The sequence below is a fragment of the uncultured Roseovarius sp. genome (assembly GCF_947489715.1).
In the GTDB taxonomy this organism is placed as follows: Bacteria; Pseudomonadota; Alphaproteobacteria; order Rhodobacterales; family Rhodobacteraceae; genus Roseovarius.
In genome coordinates, this window is record NZ_CANLER010000003.1 from 279160 (window position 1) to 298899 (window position 19740).

Annotated in this window: 16 protein-coding genes; 9 read left to right on the forward strand and 7 right to left on the reverse strand. The window is 62.2% G+C overall.

Annotation, left to right across the window (positions count from 1 at the left end):
• Positions 1-33 precede the first annotated feature (33 nt).
• Positions 34-1749, forward strand: coding sequence for an alpha/beta fold hydrolase (locus tag Q1B27_RS10925; protein ID WP_299847377.1), 1716 nt, complete (start codon positions 34-36; stop codon positions 1747-1749).
• A 96-nt stretch (positions 1750-1845) separates the two neighbouring features.
• On the opposite strand, the gene Q1B27_RS10930 is transcribed toward Q1B27_RS10925, so the two are convergent.
• Together Q1B27_RS10930 and Q1B27_RS10935 are read right to left on the reverse strand one after the other, a co-directional pair.
• A complete protein-coding gene (locus Q1B27_RS10930) occupies positions 1846-2760 on the reverse strand; it encodes a histone deacetylase family protein (protein ID WP_299847379.1) in 915 nt (304 codons plus the stop codon).
• 31 nt (positions 2761-2791) lie between these two features.
• Positions 2792-5473, reverse strand: coding sequence for a bifunctional acetate--CoA ligase family protein/GNAT family N-acetyltransferase (locus Q1B27_RS10935; protein WP_299847381.1), 2682 nt, complete (start codon positions 5471-5473; stop codon positions 2792-2794).
• Between the two features lie 358 nt (positions 5474-5831).
• Here Q1B27_RS10935 and Q1B27_RS10940 point away from each other — a divergent pair, with 358 nt between their 5' ends.
• The 6 genes from Q1B27_RS10940 (at position 5832) to Q1B27_RS10965 (ending at position 12486) form a co-directional block, all read left to right on the forward strand.
• Positions 5832-6539 (forward strand): ABC transporter ATP-binding protein, encoded by a 708-nt coding sequence (locus Q1B27_RS10940; RefSeq protein WP_299847383.1) that lies wholly within the window; start codon positions 5832-5834, stop codon positions 6537-6539.
• A gap of 6 nt (positions 6540-6545) precedes the next feature.
• Positions 6546-8909 (forward strand): ABC transporter permease, encoded by a 2364-nt coding sequence (locus Q1B27_RS10945; protein ID WP_299847385.1) that lies wholly within the window; start codon positions 6546-6548, stop codon positions 8907-8909.
• A 4-nt stretch (positions 8910-8913) separates the two neighbouring features.
• Entirely contained in the window at positions 8914-10128 is a 1215-nt protein-coding gene (locus Q1B27_RS10950) for an HlyD family efflux transporter periplasmic adaptor subunit (protein WP_299847387.1), read from the forward strand.
• Between the two features lie 107 nt (positions 10129-10235).
• Positions 10236-11180 carry an ion transporter gene (locus Q1B27_RS10955; RefSeq protein ID WP_299847389.1) on the forward strand — a complete coding sequence of 315 codons (945 nt, stop codon included), beginning with the start codon at positions 10236-10238 and terminating at the stop codon, positions 11178-11180.
• Between the two features lie 81 nt (positions 11181-11261).
• A complete protein-coding gene (gene dapB / locus Q1B27_RS10960) occupies positions 11262-12080 on the forward strand; it encodes a 4-hydroxy-tetrahydrodipicolinate reductase (protein ID WP_299847391.1) in 819 nt (272 codons plus the stop codon).
• A 52-nt stretch (positions 12081-12132) separates the two neighbouring features.
• Entirely contained in the window at positions 12133-12486 is a 354-nt protein-coding gene (locus Q1B27_RS10965) for a dihydrodipicolinate reductase (protein WP_299847393.1), read from the forward strand.
• A 14-nt stretch (positions 12487-12500) separates the two neighbouring features.
• Here the strand turns inward: Q1B27_RS10965 and Q1B27_RS10970 are convergent, their stop codons facing one another.
• Positions 12501-13916: an MFS transporter gene (locus Q1B27_RS10970; protein WP_299847395.1), complete on the reverse strand. Its 1416-nt coding sequence runs from the start codon at positions 13914-13916 to the stop codon at positions 12501-12503.
• A 70-nt stretch (positions 13917-13986) separates the two neighbouring features.
• Here Q1B27_RS10970 and Q1B27_RS10975 point away from each other — a divergent pair, with 70 nt between their 5' ends.
• Both Q1B27_RS10975 and murJ read left to right on the forward strand, forming a co-directional pair.
• Positions 13987-14379 carry a helix-turn-helix domain-containing protein gene (locus tag Q1B27_RS10975; RefSeq protein ID WP_299847397.1) on the forward strand — a complete coding sequence of 131 codons (393 nt, stop codon included), beginning with the start codon at positions 13987-13989 and terminating at the stop codon, positions 14377-14379.
• A gap of 117 nt (positions 14380-14496) precedes the next feature.
• Positions 14497-16035: a murein biosynthesis integral membrane protein MurJ gene (gene murJ, locus Q1B27_RS10980; protein ID WP_299847399.1), complete on the forward strand. Its 1539-nt coding sequence runs from the start codon at positions 14497-14499 to the stop codon at positions 16033-16035.
• A 24-nt stretch (positions 16036-16059) separates the two neighbouring features.
• Here murJ and Q1B27_RS10985 read toward each other — a convergent pair whose 3' ends face one another.
• The 4 genes from Q1B27_RS10985 to Q1B27_RS11000 are packed head-to-tail and all read right to left on the reverse strand — an operon-like array spanning position 16060 to position 19707.
• Positions 16060-16851, reverse strand: coding sequence for an SDR family NAD(P)-dependent oxidoreductase (locus Q1B27_RS10985; RefSeq protein ID WP_299847401.1), 792 nt, complete (start codon positions 16849-16851; stop codon positions 16060-16062).
• Positions 16848-17666 carry an ABC transporter permease gene (locus Q1B27_RS10990; protein WP_299847403.1) on the reverse strand — a complete coding sequence of 273 codons (819 nt, stop codon included), beginning with the start codon at positions 17664-17666 and terminating at the stop codon, positions 16848-16850. The genes Q1B27_RS10985 and Q1B27_RS10990 overlap by 4 nt, the downstream gene beginning before the upstream one ends.
• 9 nt (positions 17667-17675) lie before the next feature.
• Positions 17676-18494, reverse strand: a complete 819-nt coding sequence (locus Q1B27_RS10995) for an ABC transporter permease (protein WP_085800774.1) — start codon at positions 18492-18494, stop codon at positions 17676-17678.
• A gap of 52 nt (positions 18495-18546) precedes the next feature.
• The gene (locus Q1B27_RS11000; protein ID WP_299847406.1) at positions 18547-19707 is read right to left on the reverse strand and encodes a spermidine/putrescine ABC transporter substrate-binding protein; all 1161 of its coding nucleotides are present in this window, start codon (positions 19705-19707) and stop codon (positions 18547-18549) included.
• Between the last annotated feature and the right edge of the window lie 33 nt (positions 19708-19740).

The following is a 19740-nucleotide window of genomic DNA, read 5'->3' on the forward strand; positions in this document are numbered from 1 at the left end:
TGGAGCACCCGTAAGGATCGGAGAGAAAACAACATGCTTCAGAGCTACGACAAGGCTCTGCGCGCCATCGCGTCGCATTACACCGCCGGCGTTTCACCCATTGCACTGGCCTCGGCCTATGCGGATTGGGCGCTGCATCTGGCGACCGCACCTGGCAAACAGCTGGACTTGTGCGAAAAATCTTTCAAAAAAGCGCTGCGCCTGTCCGATCATTTTGCCCATTGCGTCGGGCCGGATCACGCTGACAAACCGTGCATTCACCCCCTGCCGCAAGACAAACGGTTTCAGGGCGAGGCATGGCAGAAATGGCCCTATAACCTGATCTACCAATCCTTCCTGCTCAATCAACAATGGTGGCACAACGCCACGACCGGTGTGCGCGGTGTCACGAAACAGCACGAGGACATGGTCGAATTTGCCGCCCGCCAGATACTCGACATTTTCTCGCCCTCGAACTTCGCGCTGACCAATCCCGAAGTCCGTGACAAGACCATCGCGGAAGGCGGCAAGAACCTGCTGCGTGGCTGGCAGAATTTTGTCGACGACTGGAGCAGGCTTGCCAGCGGCCAAAAACCGGAGGGAACCGATGAGTTTCACGTCGGTGCGAACATCGCCGTAAGCCCGGGCAAGGTTATTTTTCGCAATCGCCTGATCGAGTTGATCCAATACGCGCCTACCACCAAAAAGGTACGCCCCGAACCGATTCTGATCGTGCCCGCGTGGATCATGAAATACTATATCCTTGATCTCAGTCCTGAAAATTCACTGGTGCGATATCTGAGGGACCAGGGATACACAATCTTCATGATCTCGTGGAAAAACCCCGATGCTGATGATCGTGATCTGGGGATGGAGGATTACCGCACGCTGGGTGTCATGGCCGCCCTTGAAGCGGTGGATCAGATTACCGACGGGACCAGTGTGCACGCAATGGGTTATTGCCTTGGTGGTACATTGCTGGCGATTGCTGCGGCAGCAATGGTACGAGACAACGACAAGAGATTGAAAAGCCTGACCTTTCTGGCCACTCAAACGGATTTTACCGAGGCCGGGGAACTGATGATGTTCATTAACGAAAGCCAGCTCAGCTTTCTGGAGGACATGATGTGGGAGCAGGGGTATCTGGACACGCACCAGATGGCGGGCACGTTTCAACTTCTTCGATCGAACGATCTGATCTGGTCTCGCATCGTGCACGACTACCTGATGGGCAAACGGTCAGGCACAAGCGACCTGATGGCCTGGAACGCCGACACGACCCGCATGCCCTTCAGGATGCATTCGGAATACCTGCGGCAACTCTTCCTGAACAATGAATTTGCCGAAGGGCGATATATGGTCGGCGACCGGCCCGTTGCGATTTCGGACATAAGGGTACCCGTTTTCCTTGTCGGCACCGAGCGCGATCATGTGGCCCCTTGGCAATCGGTCTATAAATTTCATCTGCTGTCGGATACCGAGGTGACGTTTCTGCTGACAAGCGGCGGGCACAACGCCGGCATCGTGTCAGAACCCGGGCATCCCCGTCGCCGATACAGGATGGCCACACGCGCGCATGATGATTGCTATGTTGGCCCGAACATCTGGTTCGAGGAGACGCCCGTGACCGACGGATCATGGTGGCCCGCGTTGATAGATTGGCTGAATGAACGCTCGGGCGCGCCAGTAACGCCCCCTGCAATGGCAGCGCCCAAAGAAGGCCTGCCGCCGATTTGCGACGCCCCCGGTACTTATGTGTTTCAGCAATAGTTTACGGTCATAGGGTCACGGCTGAGTTGGTACACCCGAGCCTCAAGCGGTGCGTGCCCAAAGAAAATATGAACGGTTAACTGGTGCAAAGGCGTTTCAGATAAGCTCCTTGAGATGGCTCACAACGCTGCGCGCCAAGGCCGAAAGGTCATAGCCCCCCTCCAGCATCGACAGAACGCGCCCCTCACAATGCTCAACCGCGATCGCGTGAAGCTCCCGCGTGATCCAGGCATAGTCATGCTCCGTCAGAGAAAGTGACGACATGTCGTCCAGCGCATGCGCATCGAATCCTGCCGAAATAAACAGGAATTGCGGGCGAAACCTGTGTAATGCAGGAAGCCAATGTTCTGAAATTGCAGCGCGAAAGGCCGGCCCGTCAGATCCGGCACTCAGCGGCACGTCAACCAGATTGGGCGTGTCGGAATCATGCCCGGTAAAGGGGTAGAACGGATGCTGGAAGCTTGAACAGAAAAGCACCCTGGGGTCATCCTTGAAAATCTCTTCCGTTCCATTGCCATGATGCACGTCGAAATCGACGATGGCGACCCGCTCAAACCCGTAGACATCCATCGCATGGGCGGCGGCAACGGCAATATTATCGAACAGGCAAAACCCCATGGCCTTGTCACGCTCGGCGTGATGGCCCGGCGGGCGGACCTCGCAGAACACCGGGCAAGCCTCCCCTTTCATGATCAGTTCAACACCCATCACCCCGGCCCCGGCGGCACGTTCCGCAGCCGCCAGGGTGCCGGGCGACATCACCGTGTCGCCATCGATCTCGACCGATCCTTCGGTGGGGGCCATGGCATAGACCCGCGCGATGTAATCCGGATCGTGCACACGCGCCAATGCCGCCCGGTCCGCTATCGGCGCGTCGTATCGGCGGATGACGAAATCCAACCCGGACATGATCAATTGATTGTCGATCGCATCCAGTCTCTCGCGGCATTCCGGGTGCAAGGGACCCGCGTCATGGTTCAGACAGTCGGCATGGGAGATTACGGCAAGCATCACACGTCCCCTCCTGTCGCTGAAGGTCGGATCATAATTGCCGCTCCACTTGAACGATCTCGTTCTCGCCTGCGGGCTTGCGGATTGTGAACCCAAGATCCTCCATCAGATCCAGCATCGGCTGGTTACGCGCCAGCACGGCCCCTTCGATGGATGTCAGACCATGATCCCGCGCGGCCTGCATCAGGGATTTCATCAGCTTCGTGCCGATCCCCTGATGTTGCAGCTTGTCAGACACCACGATGGCAAATTCGCAACTGCTGTTGTCGTCATTGATGTAATAACGCGCGACCCCGTGCTGATGCAGCTTGCCATCTTCATTGGCCACCGCGACCAGCGCCATTTCACGGGCGTAATCTATTTGAGTGAACTGCGACAGCATCGTGGGCGACAGCTCGTTCAGGGCCCCCATGAACCGGAACTGCTTTGCCTGCGGTGACAGCTCGCGCACAAATGCCTGCTCGATTTCGGCATCTTCCGGACGAATGGGCCGGATGGTCAGCGGCGTGCCGTCATCCAGATGATACTCGCGTATCAATTGTTTTGGATAGGGCTCGATCACCAGATGTTCATAGGGGCCTTCCCCAGCGGGCGGCCGTTTGACAGCAATCCGAACATCAACCGCCAGAACGCCCTCCGGCCCCGCAAAAAGCGGATTGATGTCCAGCTCCTGCACCTCAGGCAACTCGGTCACCAACTCCGACACCCGGCGCAGCACATCGATGACCGCGGCGCGATCAACCTCGGCGCGGTCGCGCACAGCCTCCAGCAAGCGCGATACCCGGGTCCGGTCAATCAACCGGTTTGCCAGCACTTCGTTCAGTGGCGGCAGCGTGACCGAACTGTCACGCAAAACCTCGACCATCGTGCCCCCGGCCCCGAACATGATGCTTGGGCCGAATACCGGATCCCGGCTGGCACCGATCAGCAATTCGCGCGCATCCTCGATCCGGGCCATCTGTTCAACCGTGACGCCCAGCAGCGTTGCATCGGGACGCGCGGCGGCAGCGGCGGCCATGATCTCACGATAGGCCAGTTTAACATCCGCTGCGGTCATGATGTTGGTACGCACGCCATGGACGTCGGACTTATGCGATATCTGTGGCGAGCTGATCTTCATCGCCACCGGAAATCCCACCGTTTCGGCGGCGATCAACGCCGACGCCGCGCTATCTGCCGTCAATGTCGTCGTCGTCGGGATGTGAAAACTGCGCATTAGCGCTTTGGCCTCGACATCCGACAGCATTGATCTGCCATCCGACAGCGTGCCCTGAATGATCATCCGCGCGCCCTCCAGATCGGGGGGATCCATATCGGACAAGGGTCCCGGTATTTCCAGCGCCAACTGGCGGTTCGTATGGTGCCGCGCAAGATAGGAAAACGCCTCGACCGCCCGCTCCGGCGTGGTGAAATCGGGGATGCCATTTTTGCTCAGCAATTCGCGCCCCTCCTGTACCGAGGCTGCACCCATCCAGCAGGCCAGGATCGGCTTTTTCGGCCTTTTGCCAACTGCGTCGATGACCGCCTGAGCGGCGGCAGTGGCATCTGTCATCGCTTGCGGGGTCAGCATCACCAAGAGGCCATCAAACGCATTATCCGCCATTCCCGCCTTGACGGCTGCGCCGAACTGATCCGCCGTCGCATCGCCCAGAATGTCGATCGGATTGCCATGCGACCAATGCGGTGACACGGTCTCGTCCAACACGTTCAGGGTCTTTTCCTTGGGATGTGGCAGATCAATCTGGTAATCCCCCGCCCTGTCAGCGGCCAGCACCCCGGCACCGCCGCCATTGGTGATGATGCCAAGCCTGTCGCCACCTGCCCGCCGCCGCGCCGCAAGCACCTCAGCCGCCGCGAAAAGCTGGCCAAACGTGTCGACGCGCACCGCCCCGACCCGGCCAAGTGCTGCATCAAAGACAGCGTCCGAGCCGATCAGGGCACCGGTATGCGTCGTCGCAGCCTTGGAACTCTGTGTATGGCGCCCGGATTTGAGCACGATAACGGGCTTGACCCGCGCCGCGCCGCGCAGGGCACTCAGGAACGACCGGGCATGGCGCACGCCCTCGACGTAAAGCAAAATGGCGTCCGTATCTGGATCAGCCGCCAGATATTGCACCACATCGCCAAACCCGATATCCGCCGAATTCCCTAGTGACACCAACGCCGAGAATCCCAGGTGGTTGGGCCCGGCCCAATCCGAAATCGCCGAACATAACGCCCCGGATTGCGAGACCAGCGCCAATCGCCCCCTGGGTGTGGCTGACTTCAGGAAGGTTGCGTTCATCCCGATCGTCGGGCGCACCAACCCGACACAGTTGGGCCCCAGCAACCGAACGCCATTGCGCCGCGCCGTATCAAGCAATTCAGCTTCCAGCGCCTTGCCGCTGTCCCCAACCTCGCCAAATCCCGCTGACAACACGATGGCATGCCTGGTCCCCGCCTTGGCACAATCGCGAATGATCCCCGGCACTGCGGGTGCGGGTGTTGCAATCACCGCCAGATCAATATGGTCATCAACATCAAGATGGCTCGCGTGGCAGGCAACGCCTCCGATGTCTTTGTATTTCGGGTTGATGGGGACGACTGGCCCGGAAAACCCGGCCGCCAGCAGGTTGGCATAGAGTTTGGCGCCGACACTGTTCCCCGAGGCGCTTGCCCCGAAAACAGCAACAGAGGTCGGATCAAAAAGCGGTGTCAGCGGGTTAGGCCTCATCGAACAGTCTCCGTTTGGAAAAGCAAAGGGGATAGAACCCTACGGATTTGCCCCTCCTATGCGCCTGCGAACATCCGGGTGCATTGATCGAGATCAGGCCAGAGGCCGCGCCGCCAAAATGTTACGTACCCATCGTGGATACTGCGCAAAACGGCAGTAAATCGCCGGACCATCCTGCGAACCGGCCCTTGGTTTCGATCCCGATCACATCAGCTGCGGTGCAGACGGGCATGACCCACGGGGGTGGCCAAAGACGGCCAGGCAGACATGGCATCCGGCCAAAGTTTCCACCCGGCTTGCGCGAAATCAAATTCGCCTTGCACGCGTTGCGATATGGTTGCGCGACGGAGGACGATCCATGCCAGAAACGGTGTTCAGAACCGAAGGCGTCACAAAGATCTACGCAACAGGTGAACAGAAAGTGCACGCTCTGGCGGGTGTCGATCTTGAACTGTTCGCCGGGGAATTGGTGGTATTGCTGGGCCCGTCCGGCAGCGGCAAATCAACCTTGCTGAACATCCTTGGCGGGTTGGATCATGCCACCGACGGGCGGGTCTGGTTTCGCGACCTGGAACTGACCAGGCTGGGCGACCGCGGCCTGACCAAATACCGACGCGACCATGTCGGCTTTGTCTTTCAGTTCTACAATCTGGTGCCCAGCCTGACCGCACGGGAAAACGTGCAGCTGGTCACCGATGTGGCGGTCAATCCGATGCGCCCCGAAGAGGCGCTGGATCAGGTCGGCCTTGCCAACCGCATGGATCATTTCCCGGCAGAAATGTCCGGTGGCGAGCAGCAGCGCGTTGCAATCGCCCGCGCCATCGCCAAACGGCCCGAGGTGCTGCTTTGCGATGAACCCACCGGCGCATTGGACAGCAAGACCGGCGTGCAGGTGCTTGAGGCGCTTCAGGACATAAACCAGCGCTTGGGCACGACGACCGCCGTGATCACCCACAACGCCTCGATCCGCAAAATGGCGCGGCGGGTGATCTATTTTCAGGACGGGCGCATTGCAAAGATCGAGATGAACGACCACCAGATCGCCCCCTCCGAGATTTCGTGGTGAACCTAGATGCGCGCACTGGACAGGAAACTTCTGCGGGATTTCAGACGGCTCTGGGCACAGGCCCTGGCGATTGCGCTGGTGCTGGCCTGCGGCGTCGCGATCCTGCTGACGACCTACGGCATGTATGGCGCGCTCGAAGATACGCGGACCGCCTATTATCAGCGCAACCGCTTCGCCGATGTCTTCGCCGATGCCAACCGCGCACCCCAATCCTTGTTGCAGGACATTCTGGCGATTGACGGCGTGCGGGCGGCACAGACCCGCGTGGTCGAACATGTAATTCTGGACATCCCCGGACGCGTCGAAACCGTCACCGGGCGCATCCTGTCGCTGCCCGATGACGGCATTGCCCAACTGAACCTGCCACTCTTGCGCCAGGGTCGGATGCCCGACTCCACCCGCCCCGACGAGGTTGCGGTCAATGAACCCTTCGCCACGGCCAACAACCTGCGCCCCGGCGATACGTTTTCCGCCAATCTGGATGGCCGGAAACGAGAACTCACGCTCACGGGCACGCTTCTGTCACCGGAATTCATCTATACGATCGGCCCCGGCGCGCTGATGCCCGACAACAAAAGCTTTGGCATTCTGTGGATGCCGCAAGAGGCCGTTGCCGCCGCCTTCGACATGGAAGGTGCATTCAACAACGTCACGCTCAAACTTGATCCGACCGCCAACGAGGAAGAAGTTATCGACCGGCTGGATGATCTGCTGGATGTCTATGGCGGGCTGGGGGCCTATGGTCGCGACATTCAGACCTCGAACAGCTTCATCGACGCCGAGATCGAACAGCAACGCACCGGCAGCATGATATTGCCACCGATCTTCTACGGCGTTTCGGCCTTCCTGCTCAGCATGGTGATCGGCAGGATCATCGCGCTGGAACGCAGCGAGATCGGGCTTTTGAAAGCCGTCGGCTATTCGGATATCGAAATCTGCCTGCACTACCTTTTGCTAGCCTCGCTGATCGCGGTCGTGGGTATCTTGATCGGCTGGGGTGTCGGCACATGGTTGTCACGGGCAGTCGCACGGATGTACGCGCAGTTTTTCGACTTTCCTTATCTGGTCTACCGCGTCTCCTATGACGCCTACGCAATCTCCGGTCTTCTGGCGATCCTCAGCGCCGCCATCGGTGCCAGCAAAAGCGCGCTGGGCGCGGCGCGCATCGCCCCCGCCGTTGCCATGTCGCCCCCGGCCCCGCCGCGGTTCAACCGCAGCCTTCTGGACAAGGCCCTGACCGCCCTGCACCTCTCGCAACCGACGATGATGATCCTGCGCAGCCTCGTGCGCTGGCCGGTCCGGTCGGCCCTGACAACACTTGGCCTGTCGCTGGCCGCCGCGGTGCTTGTGGCGTCCAGCTTCTTTTCGGACGCGCTTGATGTGTTGATGGACACGACGTTCCAGCAGGCCAACCGGCAGGACGCCATCCTGATCTTTTCGCCCGACATCCCCGAAACCGCGCTTGCTTCGGTCGCCAACCTGCCCGGTGTCCTCAGGGCCGAGGGGCAGCAGATGCATGCCGCTGTCCTGCGCCACGGCCATCTGGAAAAGGACGTGGCAATCGAGGCCCGCCGCCCCGGCGCCGATCTGTCGCGGATCGTTGACGGCACTGGCCAGATCGCCGACGCCCCCGCCGACGGCATCCTTCTGTCCGAGAGGCTGGCGATGCAACTGGCGGCACAACCCGGTGACGTGATCCAGGTCGAACTCAAGGGCGGGCGCAATGAAACCCACGACATTGCGGTGTCAGGCATCGTGACCCAGTATTTCGGGCTTGGTGCCTACATGGATCTGGAAAGCCTGAACCGTCTGCTGCGGCAGGCACCCCGGATTTCGACCGCCAATCTGCTGATCGACGAAACTCAGTTGCCCGCCCTGCACCGGGTGCTGAAGGAAACGCCGGAACTCAGCGGCCTGTCGATGCTTAATCAGGCACTGGACTCGTTCCGCCAGACCATTCGCAAGAACATCACTATCATGACGACGATCTATCTGGTCATCGCCGTGCTGGTCACATTCGGCGTGGCCTATAACGGCGCCCGCATCCAGCTGTCCGAACGCGCACGCGAACTGGCAAGCCTGCGCATCCTCGGCTTCACCCGCGCCGAGGTGTCCTTCATCCTGATGGGCGAAACCATGTTGCTGGCGGTGCTGGCCCAGCCGCTGGGCTGGCTTCTGGGCGCGGGCATCGCATCGGCCCTGTCAAAGGGCTCGTCCAGCGATCTTTATGCGATCCCGCTGATACTGGAATCCTCGGGTTTTGCCCGCGCCAGCCTTGTCGTGCTGGGCGCGGCGCTGATCTCGTCACTGATCGTCCGGCGGCGGCTGGACCGGCTGGATCTCATTCAGGTTATGAAAACACGGGAGTGATCGAATGGCCCTGAAATCCCGAAATATCGTTCTGACCAGCTTTGGCCTGCTTGTCGCCGGAGCGTTGGGATATACCGCGTTCCGCACCGATCCGGTGCCGGTGGATCTGCACACCATCACCCGTGGCCCGATGCAGGTCACAATCAACGCCGACGGCAAAACCCGCATCCGCGAGGTCTACGAGGTGGCGGCGCCGATCTCGGGCACGGCATTGCGGTCCCCGGTGCGGGTGGGTGATCCGGTGATCGCCGATGAAACCGTGGTGGCGGTGCTTGAACCGGCCTCGTCCAACCTGCTCGACGCGCGCACCCGCATTCAGGCCGAGGCCGCCGTGCGCGAGGCCGAGGCCGCATTGCATCAGGCCCGCAGCCGGATGCGCGAGGCCCGCGATGACCTGACCCTTGCGGACCGGGAATATGAACGTGCGCGCGTGCTGGTCGACCGCGGTGTCGCCTCGGTCACGCGGCTTGAGAATGCCGAGCAGCAGCTTGGCACCAAACGCGCCGCACAGGACGCCGCCATTTCCGGGCTCGAGATGGCCAAAAGCGCGCTGGACCGGGCCCGGGCCGCCCTGTTCGAACCGGTGAACGCGGACAGCGATGATTACGAGGCGTGCTGCCTGCAACTTACCGCGCCGACCGATGGCCGCGTGCTGGAAATCGACATGATCAGCGAACGCCCGGTCACAGCGGGCACGCGCCTGCTTTCGGTCGGTCAGGCCGATGACCTTGAGATTGTCGCCGATCTTCTCTCGGTCGATGCGGTCAAGCTGGAGCTTGGCGACCGCGCGAGTGTTGAACGCTGGGGGCGGGCAACGCCACTTGATGCGCGCATTTCCAAAATCGAACCCTCCGCCTACACCAAGGTCTCGGCCCTTGGCATCGAGGAACAGCGCGTCGACGTGGTGTTCGATTTCCTAACCCCCGCCCAGGACCGGCAGGAACTGGGCGATTACTTCTCGGTCTTCCTGCGGATCGTCGAATGGGAAGCAGATGATGTGCTGATGGTCCCCGTCAGCGCCATATTCCGGATCGGCAATGAGTGGGCCGTTTTCCGGGTGGACGCCAATCAGGCACATCTTCAACCGGTCACGATCGGGCGCAGAAACGCGTCAGTCGCGCAGGTGCTGACCGGGCTTGAAGAAGGCGACCGGGTGATCACCCACCCCTCGGATGACACCGAAGACGGCGTAACAATTGCCGAACGTAATCAACCCTGATGCAGACACAGGCACGCCCCTCACCTGCCCCCGCCACCCAAGGCGCAATTTGGCAGCGCCCAGCGATTGGGCTAGACAGGATTTGACATTCAAAAGGTTTCGCCCCGATGATCCACCTGCGCAAAGCCGTCTACAAAAAGCTGGACCCGGACGAAAAGAACGACCGGCTCAGCCGGTGGATTGATCTTGTTCTGATCGCACTGATTGCCATCAACGTTCTGGCCGTCATCTTTGAGACCGTCGCCAGTATCGAGGCGCGGTATCGCACCCCGCTCTGGGTGATCGAGGTGATCTCGGTCGCCGTCTTCAGCGTCGAATACCTGGCGCGGGTCTGGGTCAGCGTCGAAGACCCAAAGTTTCGCGACCGGCCCAACCCCCGGCTCAGCTACATGCTGTCGCCGATGGCGCTGGTTGATCTGCTGGCAATCCTGCCCTTCTATCTGGGATTTTTCCTGCATATGGATCTGCGTTTCCTGCGCGTGCTCCGACTGCTCAGAATCCTCAAACTGACCCGCTATTCCGCCGCCATGTCGATGCTTCTGGATGTCTTTCGCGAAGAATCCAGCGCGTTTTTCGCGGGCTTCTTCATCCTGATCGTGATGCTGGTGCTGGCGGCCTCGGGCGCTTATCTGGCCGAACATCAGGTGCAGCCCGACAAGTTCGGATCCATTCCGCACGCGATGTGGTGGGCGGTCGCCACGCTGACCACCGTGGGCTACGGCGATGTCACGCCGATCACACCGGCGGGTCAGCTTTTCGGCTCATTGGTGGCGGTGGTCGGCATCGGCATGGCCGCCCTGCCCGCCGGTATCCTTGCCAGTGGCATGGCCGACCGGCTGCGCCGCACCCGCGAAGAACTGGCAGCCAAGTTCCGCACCGCGCTCGAAGACGGGGTGATCGACGCCGAAGAAGAGCAGGAGCTTGAGGAGGTTCGTCGTGACCTGGGCCTCAGCAAACGCGTCGCAACCGAAATCCGTGATCAGCTTCTGCGCGACCGCGAGGCTGCCGACGGCGGGTTCTGCCCCCATTGCGGCAAGGCAATCCACCATTAGCCACGCCGCCTGCACTTCGCGATTGTCCCCACGCCCTTCGCCGCGCTATGCAGAGCGCATAACAGCGAGGAGTACATGGACATGACCGATCTGCCCGGAATCGTGGTGACAGGCGCGTCGGGCCGGATGGGCCAGATGCTGATCCGCACCATCACCGAAAGCCCCCGCGTCCGGTTGCACGGCGCGCTGGAACGGTCCGGCCATGACTGGGTGGGCCGGGATGTGGGCGCCGCGATGGGCGGGGCCGATCTGGGCATCACCGTCACAGATGATCCGCTGGAAACCTTCGCCACCGCGCAGGCGGTGGTGGATTTCACCTCGCCCGCCGCCACGGTGGATTTCGCCACGGTCACCGCGCAGGCCCGCTGCGTGCACGTGATCGGCACCACCGGGCTTAGCGATGCAGATATCGCCCGGCTTGACGCCGCCGCGCGCCATGCTGTGATCGTGCGCGCTGGCAACATGAGCCTTGGGGTCAACCTGCTGACCCAGTTGACGAAAAAAGTGGCCGCCGCGCTGGATGAGGATTTCGATATCGAGGTGATCGAGGCGCATCACAACCAGAAGGTCGATGCCCCCTCGGGCACCGCCCTGATGCTGGGCCAGGCTGCCGCCGACGGGCGCGGCGTAATGCTGGACGCGGTGTCGGACCGGGGGCGCGACGGCATCACCGGCAAACGCGAACGTGGCCATATCGGCTTTACCGCCATTCGTGGCGGCGACATCGTGGGCGAACACGACGTTCTGTTCGCCGCACCGGGGGAACGCATCGTACTGCGCCACGTTGCGACCGACCGTGGCATCTTTGCCCGCGGCGCGCTCAAGGCCGCCCTCTGGGGCATCGGTCGCAAACCGGGCGCCTATGACATGCTGGACGTGCTGGGCCTCAGCGAAAACTGATCCATTCGCCCCTCAAAGACGTAACTTTCCTGAACCATTCGGGAGAGAAGAGATGCGCATTGCATTGATTGCAACCCTTTCGGCACTTCTCGCCACGCCGGCGCTTGCCGACGGGTTTTCCAAGATTTCCGACCGATCGGAATTCCTGTCGCTGGTGCAGGGCCACGACCTCAAGCGGTTCGGGATCAAGCTGGTTGTCACCCCAGACGGAAACATCACAGGCCGAGCCTTTGGCCGTGATGTCACCGGTGCGTGGAACTGGGACGCGGGCTATTTCTGCCGCGAACTTTCCTGGGGCGCAAAAAGTGTCGCGCGCAATTGTCAGGTGGTGAAAGTGCAGGAGGACACGGTGCGTTTCATCGCCGACAAGGGCACGGGGGATCACGCCGATTTCGCCCTGCGCTGACATAGCGGCGGCAGCTACCCTGAAACGTCAAGTCCCGTCCGCCCGGCGCTCACTCGTCCCCGGCGCAGCGCCAGACAAAGTGCTGCGAAGGCAAAGCCGCCCGCCACGCCGAAGCTGAGGCGCAGACCGTCGAAAATCGCCCCTACCGGCGCCGCCGCCATGTCCGTCACACCCACTGCCAGGGCAAAGATCGTGCCCATCAGCGATGCGCCGGTGATCAGACCCACGCTTCGCGACAGGTTCAGCAGGCCCGAGGCCACCCCGCGCTGATCATCGCGGGCCTCGTTCATCACCATCGTATTATTCGCCGCCAGGAACAGCTGAAAGCCGGGTGTCAGTACCACCAATGCGGCGACATACCCAGCCACACCCCAAATCCCCGGCAACAGCGCCAGCGCCAGCGCACCGACGCAGGTCTGCGCCAATCCCGCCAACAGCATCGCCCTTGCGCCGAAACGATCCGTCAGGCGGCCCGCAGGCACCCCGCTCAGCGCCGCGACGGCGGGACCGGTCGCCAACACAAGGCCCACCAGCACCTCGGACAGGCCAAGCCCCAGTGACAAAACGAAAGGCCCGACCACCAGCGTGGCCATCATCACCGTCGACACCAGCATGTTCATGATCAGGCTGGCACGCAGGGCCGCGTCGCGCAGCAGGGCGGGTGGCACCAGCGGCGCCGACACCCGCGCCTCGACCCGCAGAAAGACCACCGCGCCGAGAATCGCCAGAAACAGAAGCATCAGCTTGACCTGCCCGAACCCGCCGGTCATCGCAAGCGCATAGGCCAGCAACGTCAGGCCCAGCAGCAGGCTGCCCCACGGGTCAAACCCCGCCGCGCGACCTCGGGGTTCCTGCACCGGCAGGCATTTCAGGGACAGCAGGAATATCAGGCCGCCCATCGGCACCAGCACCAGAAACACGTCCCGCCAGTCGCCCCAGGCTATCAGCGCACCGCCCATGGACGGCCCCAATGCGGTGCCGATCGCCGACATTGTCCCCAGCAGTCCCATGGCGCGGCCGGTCTGCTCTTTGGGTAAGATGTCGCGCACCAGCGATACCGTCAGCGCCATCAGAAAGGCCGCGCCGACGCCCTGCACCACCCGCGCGGCGATCAGCGCCTGCAACCCGGGCGCCAGACCGCAGCCCAGCGATGCCAGGGTAAAGATCGCAAGTCCAATGAGCAGCCCGCGCCGGTGCCCGATCACGTCGCCCAACCGCCCGGCGGCGACGACGGCCACCGTGAGGGCCAGCAGATAGCCCAGCACCACCCATTGCACCTGCTCCATCGGTACGGCGAAGGTCAGCGCCAGGCTGGGCAGCGCGACATTGGCAATGCTGATGCCAAGCGCGCCCAGCAACATCGACAGGGCAAGGCTGGCAATCGCGCCCGGTCGCAGGGCAGGTCTGGTGGGGGTTGATAGGGTGTGCATGGCAGGTCTCCTCTTGCGCAATCTCAGCGGAAACCGCACAGTGCCACTTAAAGTCAACTTGAGGTCAAGCATGAAAATTCTGGATATCGGAGAAGTCACGGCACAAACCGGTCTCACGCCCTCGACCCTGCGCTATTACGAGGAGATCGGCCTGATCTCCTCGATCTCGCGACACGGGTTGCGGCGGCAATTCGGCCCTGAAACCCTGCTGCAACTGGCGCTTGTCGCGATGGGCAAGGCCGCCGGTTTCTCTCTGTCCGAAATCGCGGGCATGTTCGGCCGGGACGGCACGCCCGATCTGCCCCGCGCCGCGCTGCACGCCCGGGCCGACGCGCTGGACCAGCAGATCCGCCAGCTGACCACCTTGCGCAAGGCGCTCCGCCATGTTGCGGAATGCCCGGCCCCGTCGCATCTTGATTGCCCAAAGTTCCAGCGCCTGCTGCGCCGCGCCCTGCGGGCCTGAGGTTTCGCAACCCGGCGCAAGATGACACAGCGCGCCGCAACATGGCGGCGCCCCCCTTCCCCCCCTTGATCTGATCCGCTACTCCTGCGGCGACACCTCCGGACACAAGGCCCCTTCATGCAACCCATCCGCCTGATTTCCAGCGTGCTGACCGTCGGGGTCTGGACCCTGCTCAGCCGCGTGCTGGGGTTTGTGCGCGATGTGATCATCGCCAACCTGCTGGGGCCCGGCGTGCTGATGGATGCCTATGTCGCCGCCTTCCGCCTGCCCAACATGTTCCGCCGGTTCTTTGCCGAAGGCGCATTCAACGCCGCCTTCGTGCCGATGTTTTCCAAACGGCTCGAGGCCGATGAGGACCCGATCGGGTTTGCCCGGCTGGCACTGTCCGGGCTTTGTGCAATCCTGCTGGTACTGACCGCGCTGGCGATGATCTTCATGCCCGCGCTGGTCTGGGCCACGGCCGAAGGCTTCTATGGTGATGAACGTTTCGGCATCACCGTCGAATATGGCCGCATCACCTTTCCCTATATCTTCTTCATCTCGCTGGCGGCGCTGTTTTCGGGCGTGCTGAACGCCGCCAACCGCTTTGCCGCCGCCGCCGCCGCGCCGGTGCTGCTGAACGTGATGCTGGTCACCGCGATGAGCTTGGCGTGGTACAGGGGCGGGGCCGTCGCCGACGCGCTGATCTGGACCATCCCCTTCGCGGGTCTCGCGCAACTGGCGCTGGTCTGGATCGCCGCTGACCGGGCCGGGCTGCGCATTCGTCCCACCCGCCCCCGCTGGACGCCCGAAATGGCACAGCTGGTGCGCATCGCCATCCCCGCCGCGCTGGCGGGCGGCGTGATGCAGGTCAACCTGCTGGTCGGGCAATTGGTGGCGTCGAATTACGACAAGGCGGTCAGCTGGCTTTATGCCGCCGACCGGCTGTACCAGCTACCGCTGGGCGTGGTCGGCATCGCCGTGGGCATCGTGCTGCTGCCGGACCTGTCGCGCCGGCTGAAAGTCGATGATCACTCCGGCGCGCGCGAGGCCCTGTCGCGGGCGGGCGAAATCTCACTCGTGCTGACGATCCCCTCGGCGGTGGCACTGATGGTGATCCCGCTACCGCTGGTCTCGACCCTGTTCGAACGCGGCGCCTTTGGCACCGACGACACCGCCGCCACCGCGCTGGCCGTGGCGATCTATGGTCTGGGCCTCCCGGCTTTCGTGCTGCAGAAAATCCTGCAACCGCTGTTCTTTGCCCGCGAGGATACCAAAAGCCCGTTCCGCTATGCGCTGGTGGCGATGGTCATCAACGCCGCCGTGGCCATCGGCCTGGCCTATGCCATCGGCTGGATCGCCGCCGCGATTGCCACCACCGTGGCGGGCTGGGTCATGGTCTGGCTGCTTTTGCGCGGCGCGCGGCGCTTTGGCGATGTGGCCCGGTTCGATGCCCGGTTCAAACAACGGCTCTGGCGCATTATCCTGGCGTCTTTCCTGATGGGCTGCGTGCTCTGGGCGCTGTGGATGCTGCTGGGGCCGCTCTTTGGTGTGCCGGGCCTGCGCTGGATCGCACTCCTGCTGCTGATCGTGCTGGGCAGCCTCAGCTATTTCGGCTTTGGTCAGCTGATCGGCGCCTTCCGCCTGTCGGAACTGCGCGCCGCCATCAGACGCTAGGCGGCATCACCGCCGCGACAACCGTCAGATGCTTTCGCCACCATCCACGACCAGTGCATGCCCGGTCATGAAGCTGGACATGTCAGAGGCCAGAAACAGGATCGACCCGGCGATCTCGTCCGTGGTGCCCCAGCGCCCCATCGGAATGCTGCCCGCGATATAGCGTTCCAGCCCGGCGCGCCCGCCCATCTGGCTTTCGAACCCGGCGTTGAACGGCGTGTCGACAAAGCCCGGACACAGCGTATTGAAACGAATGTTATCCCCGGCATAATCCGCCGCCATCTGTCGGGTCATCGCGATCACCGCATGTTTGGTCGTGGCATAGGCAATCATTTCGCGGTCAAACTGCACGCCGGAATTCGACGCGGTGATGATGATACTGCCACCCCCCTGCGCCCGCATCTGCCCGACCGTGGCGCGCGCCGCGATGAAATGCGACCGCACATTCAGCCGCCAGGACTGATCCATGCCGTCAACCGGCACCTGCTCAAGATTTCCCTCGACCTGATAGCCCGCATGCGAATGCAGCACATCCAGCCGGCCGAACCGGGCCACGGTATCCGCGACACAGGCCGCAACGGCATCGTCGTCGGTCACATCCAGACCCATCGCCGCGGCGTGCAGCCCCTCCGCCGCCAGATCATCGACCACCTGATCGGCCCGGCCCCCGTCCAGATCAGTCACCACCACCTGCGCGCCGTGGCGCGCCATCGTCATGGCCCCGGCCCGCCCGATGCCCGACCCCGCACCTGTCACCAGCGCAACCTTGCCTTCCAATAATGGCGTCGAAAGCTCTGGCGCGGCCACTGTGCTCATTTCGGTTTCCTCTCGCCACGGCGCAACAGAACCTGTGCCGCCACCAGCAGGATCAGCGACACCCCCAGTACCATCGTGCCAATGGCGTTGATCTCGGGCGTCACACCCCGGCGGATCGACGAGAATACATAGATCGGCAACGTGGTTTCCGACCCGGCGACAAAGAAGGCGATGATGAAATCGTCAAAGCTGAAGGTGAAACTCAGCAGGAACCCTGCCAGCACGGCGGGAAAAATCATCGGCAGCGTGACCTGCCGGAACGTGCCGAAGGGCGTGGCGTATAGGTCCGAGGATGCCTCGGTCAGCGCCCGGTCCATCCCCGCCAGCCGGGCGCGCACGATGATAATGACCAGCGCCATCAGGAACATCGTATGCGCCGCGATCAGCGATCCCAGCCCCATGCTCAGCCTTGGTGCCTGCGCGCCCTCGGGCCAGAGTGCGGCCAGCATCGGGTTAAGCTGATCAAAAAGCGTGACCAGCCCAATCAGCGTGGCGATGCCGATGACGATACCGGGGATCATCACCGCCACATAGATCAGCATGTCGAAGACGGTGCGCACCGGCCCCCGAACGCCCTGCAATGCCAGCGCCGCCATGGTGCCGAAAAGACTTGCCAGCAGGGCCGAGGTAAAGGCGACCAGCAGACTGGTCTGCAACGCGTCCATCACGAAGGGGTTGCCCAGCGCCTTGCCGTACCACTTGGTTGAAAACCCCTGAAGCTGGCTGGCGTGACGCCCGGCGTTGAAACTGAAAAGTGCGATCACCCCGATCGGGATATAGAGGAAGAGATAGACGCAGGTGGCATACATCCGCATCGCGCGCCCTCACATGATCGACACGTCTTCGCGCGATGCGCCAAGACGGTTGATAAGGCGCATGTAGATGGTGACGGTGATCAGCATGACGATCACAAGCGTCACCGCCACGGCGGATCCATAGGCCCAGTTGCGCGATTGCAGGAAAAGATCGACCAGCGCGTTGCCGACAAAGAAGACCTTGCCGCCGCCCAGCAATGCGGGGATCAGAAACTCGCCCATCAGCAGGATGAAGACCAGCATGCAGCCGGTGGCAATGCCCGGAATCGACAGCGGCAGGGTGATCTGCCGGAAAGTGTTCCAGCGCGTCGCCCCAAGGTCCGATGCGGCCTCCAGCAAGCGCTTGTCCAGCCGGTCAAGGCTGACGAAGATCGGAAACACCATCAGCGGCAGGTAGCCGTATATGATGCCCACCAGCACCGCGAAGGGCGTGTTGATCAGGCGCACGCCCTCGATCCCGATCCAATCCAGCAGCGCGGGCAATCCGCGCCCGCCCAGCAGGAAGATCCACGCATAGCTGCGGATCAGGATCGAGGTCCAGAACGGCACGATCACCAGCACCAGCAGGATCGTCTTCCATTTCGGGTCAACCTTCACCGCCAGGAAATAGGCCAGCGGATAGGCGATCAGCAGCGCTGCCAGCGTGCCCACCGGGGCCAGCGTCAGCGTGTTCTTGAACGCCGTCCAGCGCGCCGGCAGATTGGCATATTGTTCAAAGGTGAAAGCGGGCACCACACCCCCGGCGGGTGCCCGCTCTCCAAAGCTGAAGACAAGAACGACGGTCAGCGGCAGCAGCAGCATCACCAGAAACCAGGTTCCGGCGGGCATCAGCAAAAGCCAGGTGCGGGTGCGGCGCGTCACGATGTCCTCGCTCGGTGTCTTAGGCCGACTTGAAGCGCGCCATCAGCTCGGCACGGTTCGGGTCGGTCAAGGTCACGGCGGCGCCGAATTCCAGCGCGTTCAGCAGATCCGCCGCCGGGTAGAGGATCGGATCGTTCAGCAAATCCTCGGGCAGCAGCTTGTTGGTATGCGCATCCGCCGATGGATAACCATGCGCCAGCACCTCCTTGGCGTTCACCTCCGGGTCCAGCAGGAAGTTGATCAACGCATAGGCGGCATCCATATGCGGCGCCCCCTTGGGAATGGCGTAATAGTCCGACCACAGCTCGCCGCCCTCGACCCCCAGCACATAGGCGATCTCGGGCATGTCGGTGTTCAGCTGCTTGCCATCCCCGGTCCAGCACATCGTCATCCAGGCATCGCCATTGCGCATCGACGGCTGGTAATCCGACGAGATGGCAAAGAGATGCGGCTTGGCGTCGATCAGCAGTTTTTCCGCATCCGCCAGCTCGTTCTCGGCCACCGAATTGAACGAATAGCCGAAATATTTCAACGCGTTGCCGATGGTGGTCAGCTGATAGTCATGCACCATGGTCCGGCCCGAAAAACTGTCCATCGTCATGTCGAAGAAATCTTTCCACGAAGTCATCGCCTTGCCGTCGGTATGGCTGGTATTGACCGCGTAGCCGGTGGTGCCCCAGTTCTTGGGCACCGCGTAAAGCGTGCCATCAACACTGCCCGCCTCGGCATAACGCGGGTCAAAGGCGGACGGGTCGTAATTCGGCAGCCGCGCGGTATCCAACGGCTCGATCAGGTCTTCGCTGACATAGGTGGTGATGGTGTAGTTGGTGGGCACATAGACGTCCCAGCCGCTGCCACCGGCCTGCAACTTCGCCAGCATCTCCTCGTTCGAACCAAAGACATTGACCTGCACATGCGCGCCGGTCGCCTCGGTGAAGGCATCGAAATTCGCCGGATCGTGATAGTTGGGCCAGGTTGCCAGAATGACCCGGTCGCCAATCTCCCCCGCCGCAAAGGCCGGGCTGGGACGAAGGCCCGGCACGGCACTGCCCAGAACGGCGCTCGCCGCCCCCAGACCGGTAACATTCAGGAAATGCCGCCGCGTGACCGAGCCTTTCTGGTAGCGCCGGAATTCCTCCATGAATTTCTTTTTCGAGATGTTGTCAGGTGTCTTGGTCATAACTTTCCTCCCAGTTGGTTTGGTCCTTCATTG

Coding starts and splice junctions, on each gene's coding strand:
- Q1B27_RS10925 (WP_299847377.1), top strand. CDS start 34: ATGCTTCAGAGCTACGACAAGGCTCTGCGCGCCATCGCGTCGCATTAC.
- Q1B27_RS10930 (WP_299847379.1), bottom strand. CDS start 2,760: ATGCTTGCCGTAATCTCCCATGCCGACTGTCTGAACCATGACGCGGGT.
- Q1B27_RS10935 (WP_299847381.1), bottom strand. CDS start 5,473: ATGAGGCCTAACCCGCTGACACCGCTTTTTGATCCGACCTCTGTTGCT.
- Q1B27_RS10940 (WP_299847383.1), top strand. CDS start 5,832: ATGCCAGAAACGGTGTTCAGAACCGAAGGCGTCACAAAGATCTACGCA.
- Q1B27_RS10945 (WP_299847385.1), top strand. CDS start 6,546: ATGCGCGCACTGGACAGGAAACTTCTGCGGGATTTCAGACGGCTCTGG.
- Q1B27_RS10950 (WP_299847387.1), top strand. CDS start 8,914: ATGGCCCTGAAATCCCGAAATATCGTTCTGACCAGCTTTGGCCTGCTT.
- Q1B27_RS10955 (WP_299847389.1), top strand. CDS start 10,236: ATGATCCACCTGCGCAAAGCCGTCTACAAAAAGCTGGACCCGGACGAA.
- dapB (WP_299847391.1), top strand. CDS start 11,262: ATGACCGATCTGCCCGGAATCGTGGTGACAGGCGCGTCGGGCCGGATG.
- Q1B27_RS10965 (WP_299847393.1), top strand. CDS start 12,133: ATGCGCATTGCATTGATTGCAACCCTTTCGGCACTTCTCGCCACGCCG.
- Q1B27_RS10970 (WP_299847395.1), bottom strand. CDS start 13,916: ATGCACACCCTATCAACCCCCACCAGACCTGCCCTGCGACCGGGCGCG.
- Q1B27_RS10975 (WP_299847397.1), top strand. CDS start 13,987: ATGAAAATTCTGGATATCGGAGAAGTCACGGCACAAACCGGTCTCACG.
- murJ (WP_299847399.1), top strand. CDS start 14,497: ATGCAACCCATCCGCCTGATTTCCAGCGTGCTGACCGTCGGGGTCTGG.
- Q1B27_RS10985 (WP_299847401.1), bottom strand. CDS start 16,851: ATGAGCACAGTGGCCGCGCCAGAGCTTTCGACGCCATTATTGGAAGGC.
- Q1B27_RS10990 (WP_299847403.1), bottom strand. CDS start 17,666: ATGCGGATGTATGCCACCTGCGTCTATCTCTTCCTCTATATCCCGATC.
- Q1B27_RS10995 (WP_085800774.1), bottom strand. CDS start 18,494: ATGCCCGCCGGAACCTGGTTTCTGGTGATGCTGCTGCTGCCGCTGACC.
- Q1B27_RS11000 (WP_299847406.1), bottom strand. CDS start 19,707: ATGACCAAGACACCTGACAACATCTCGAAAAAGAAATTCATGGAGGAA.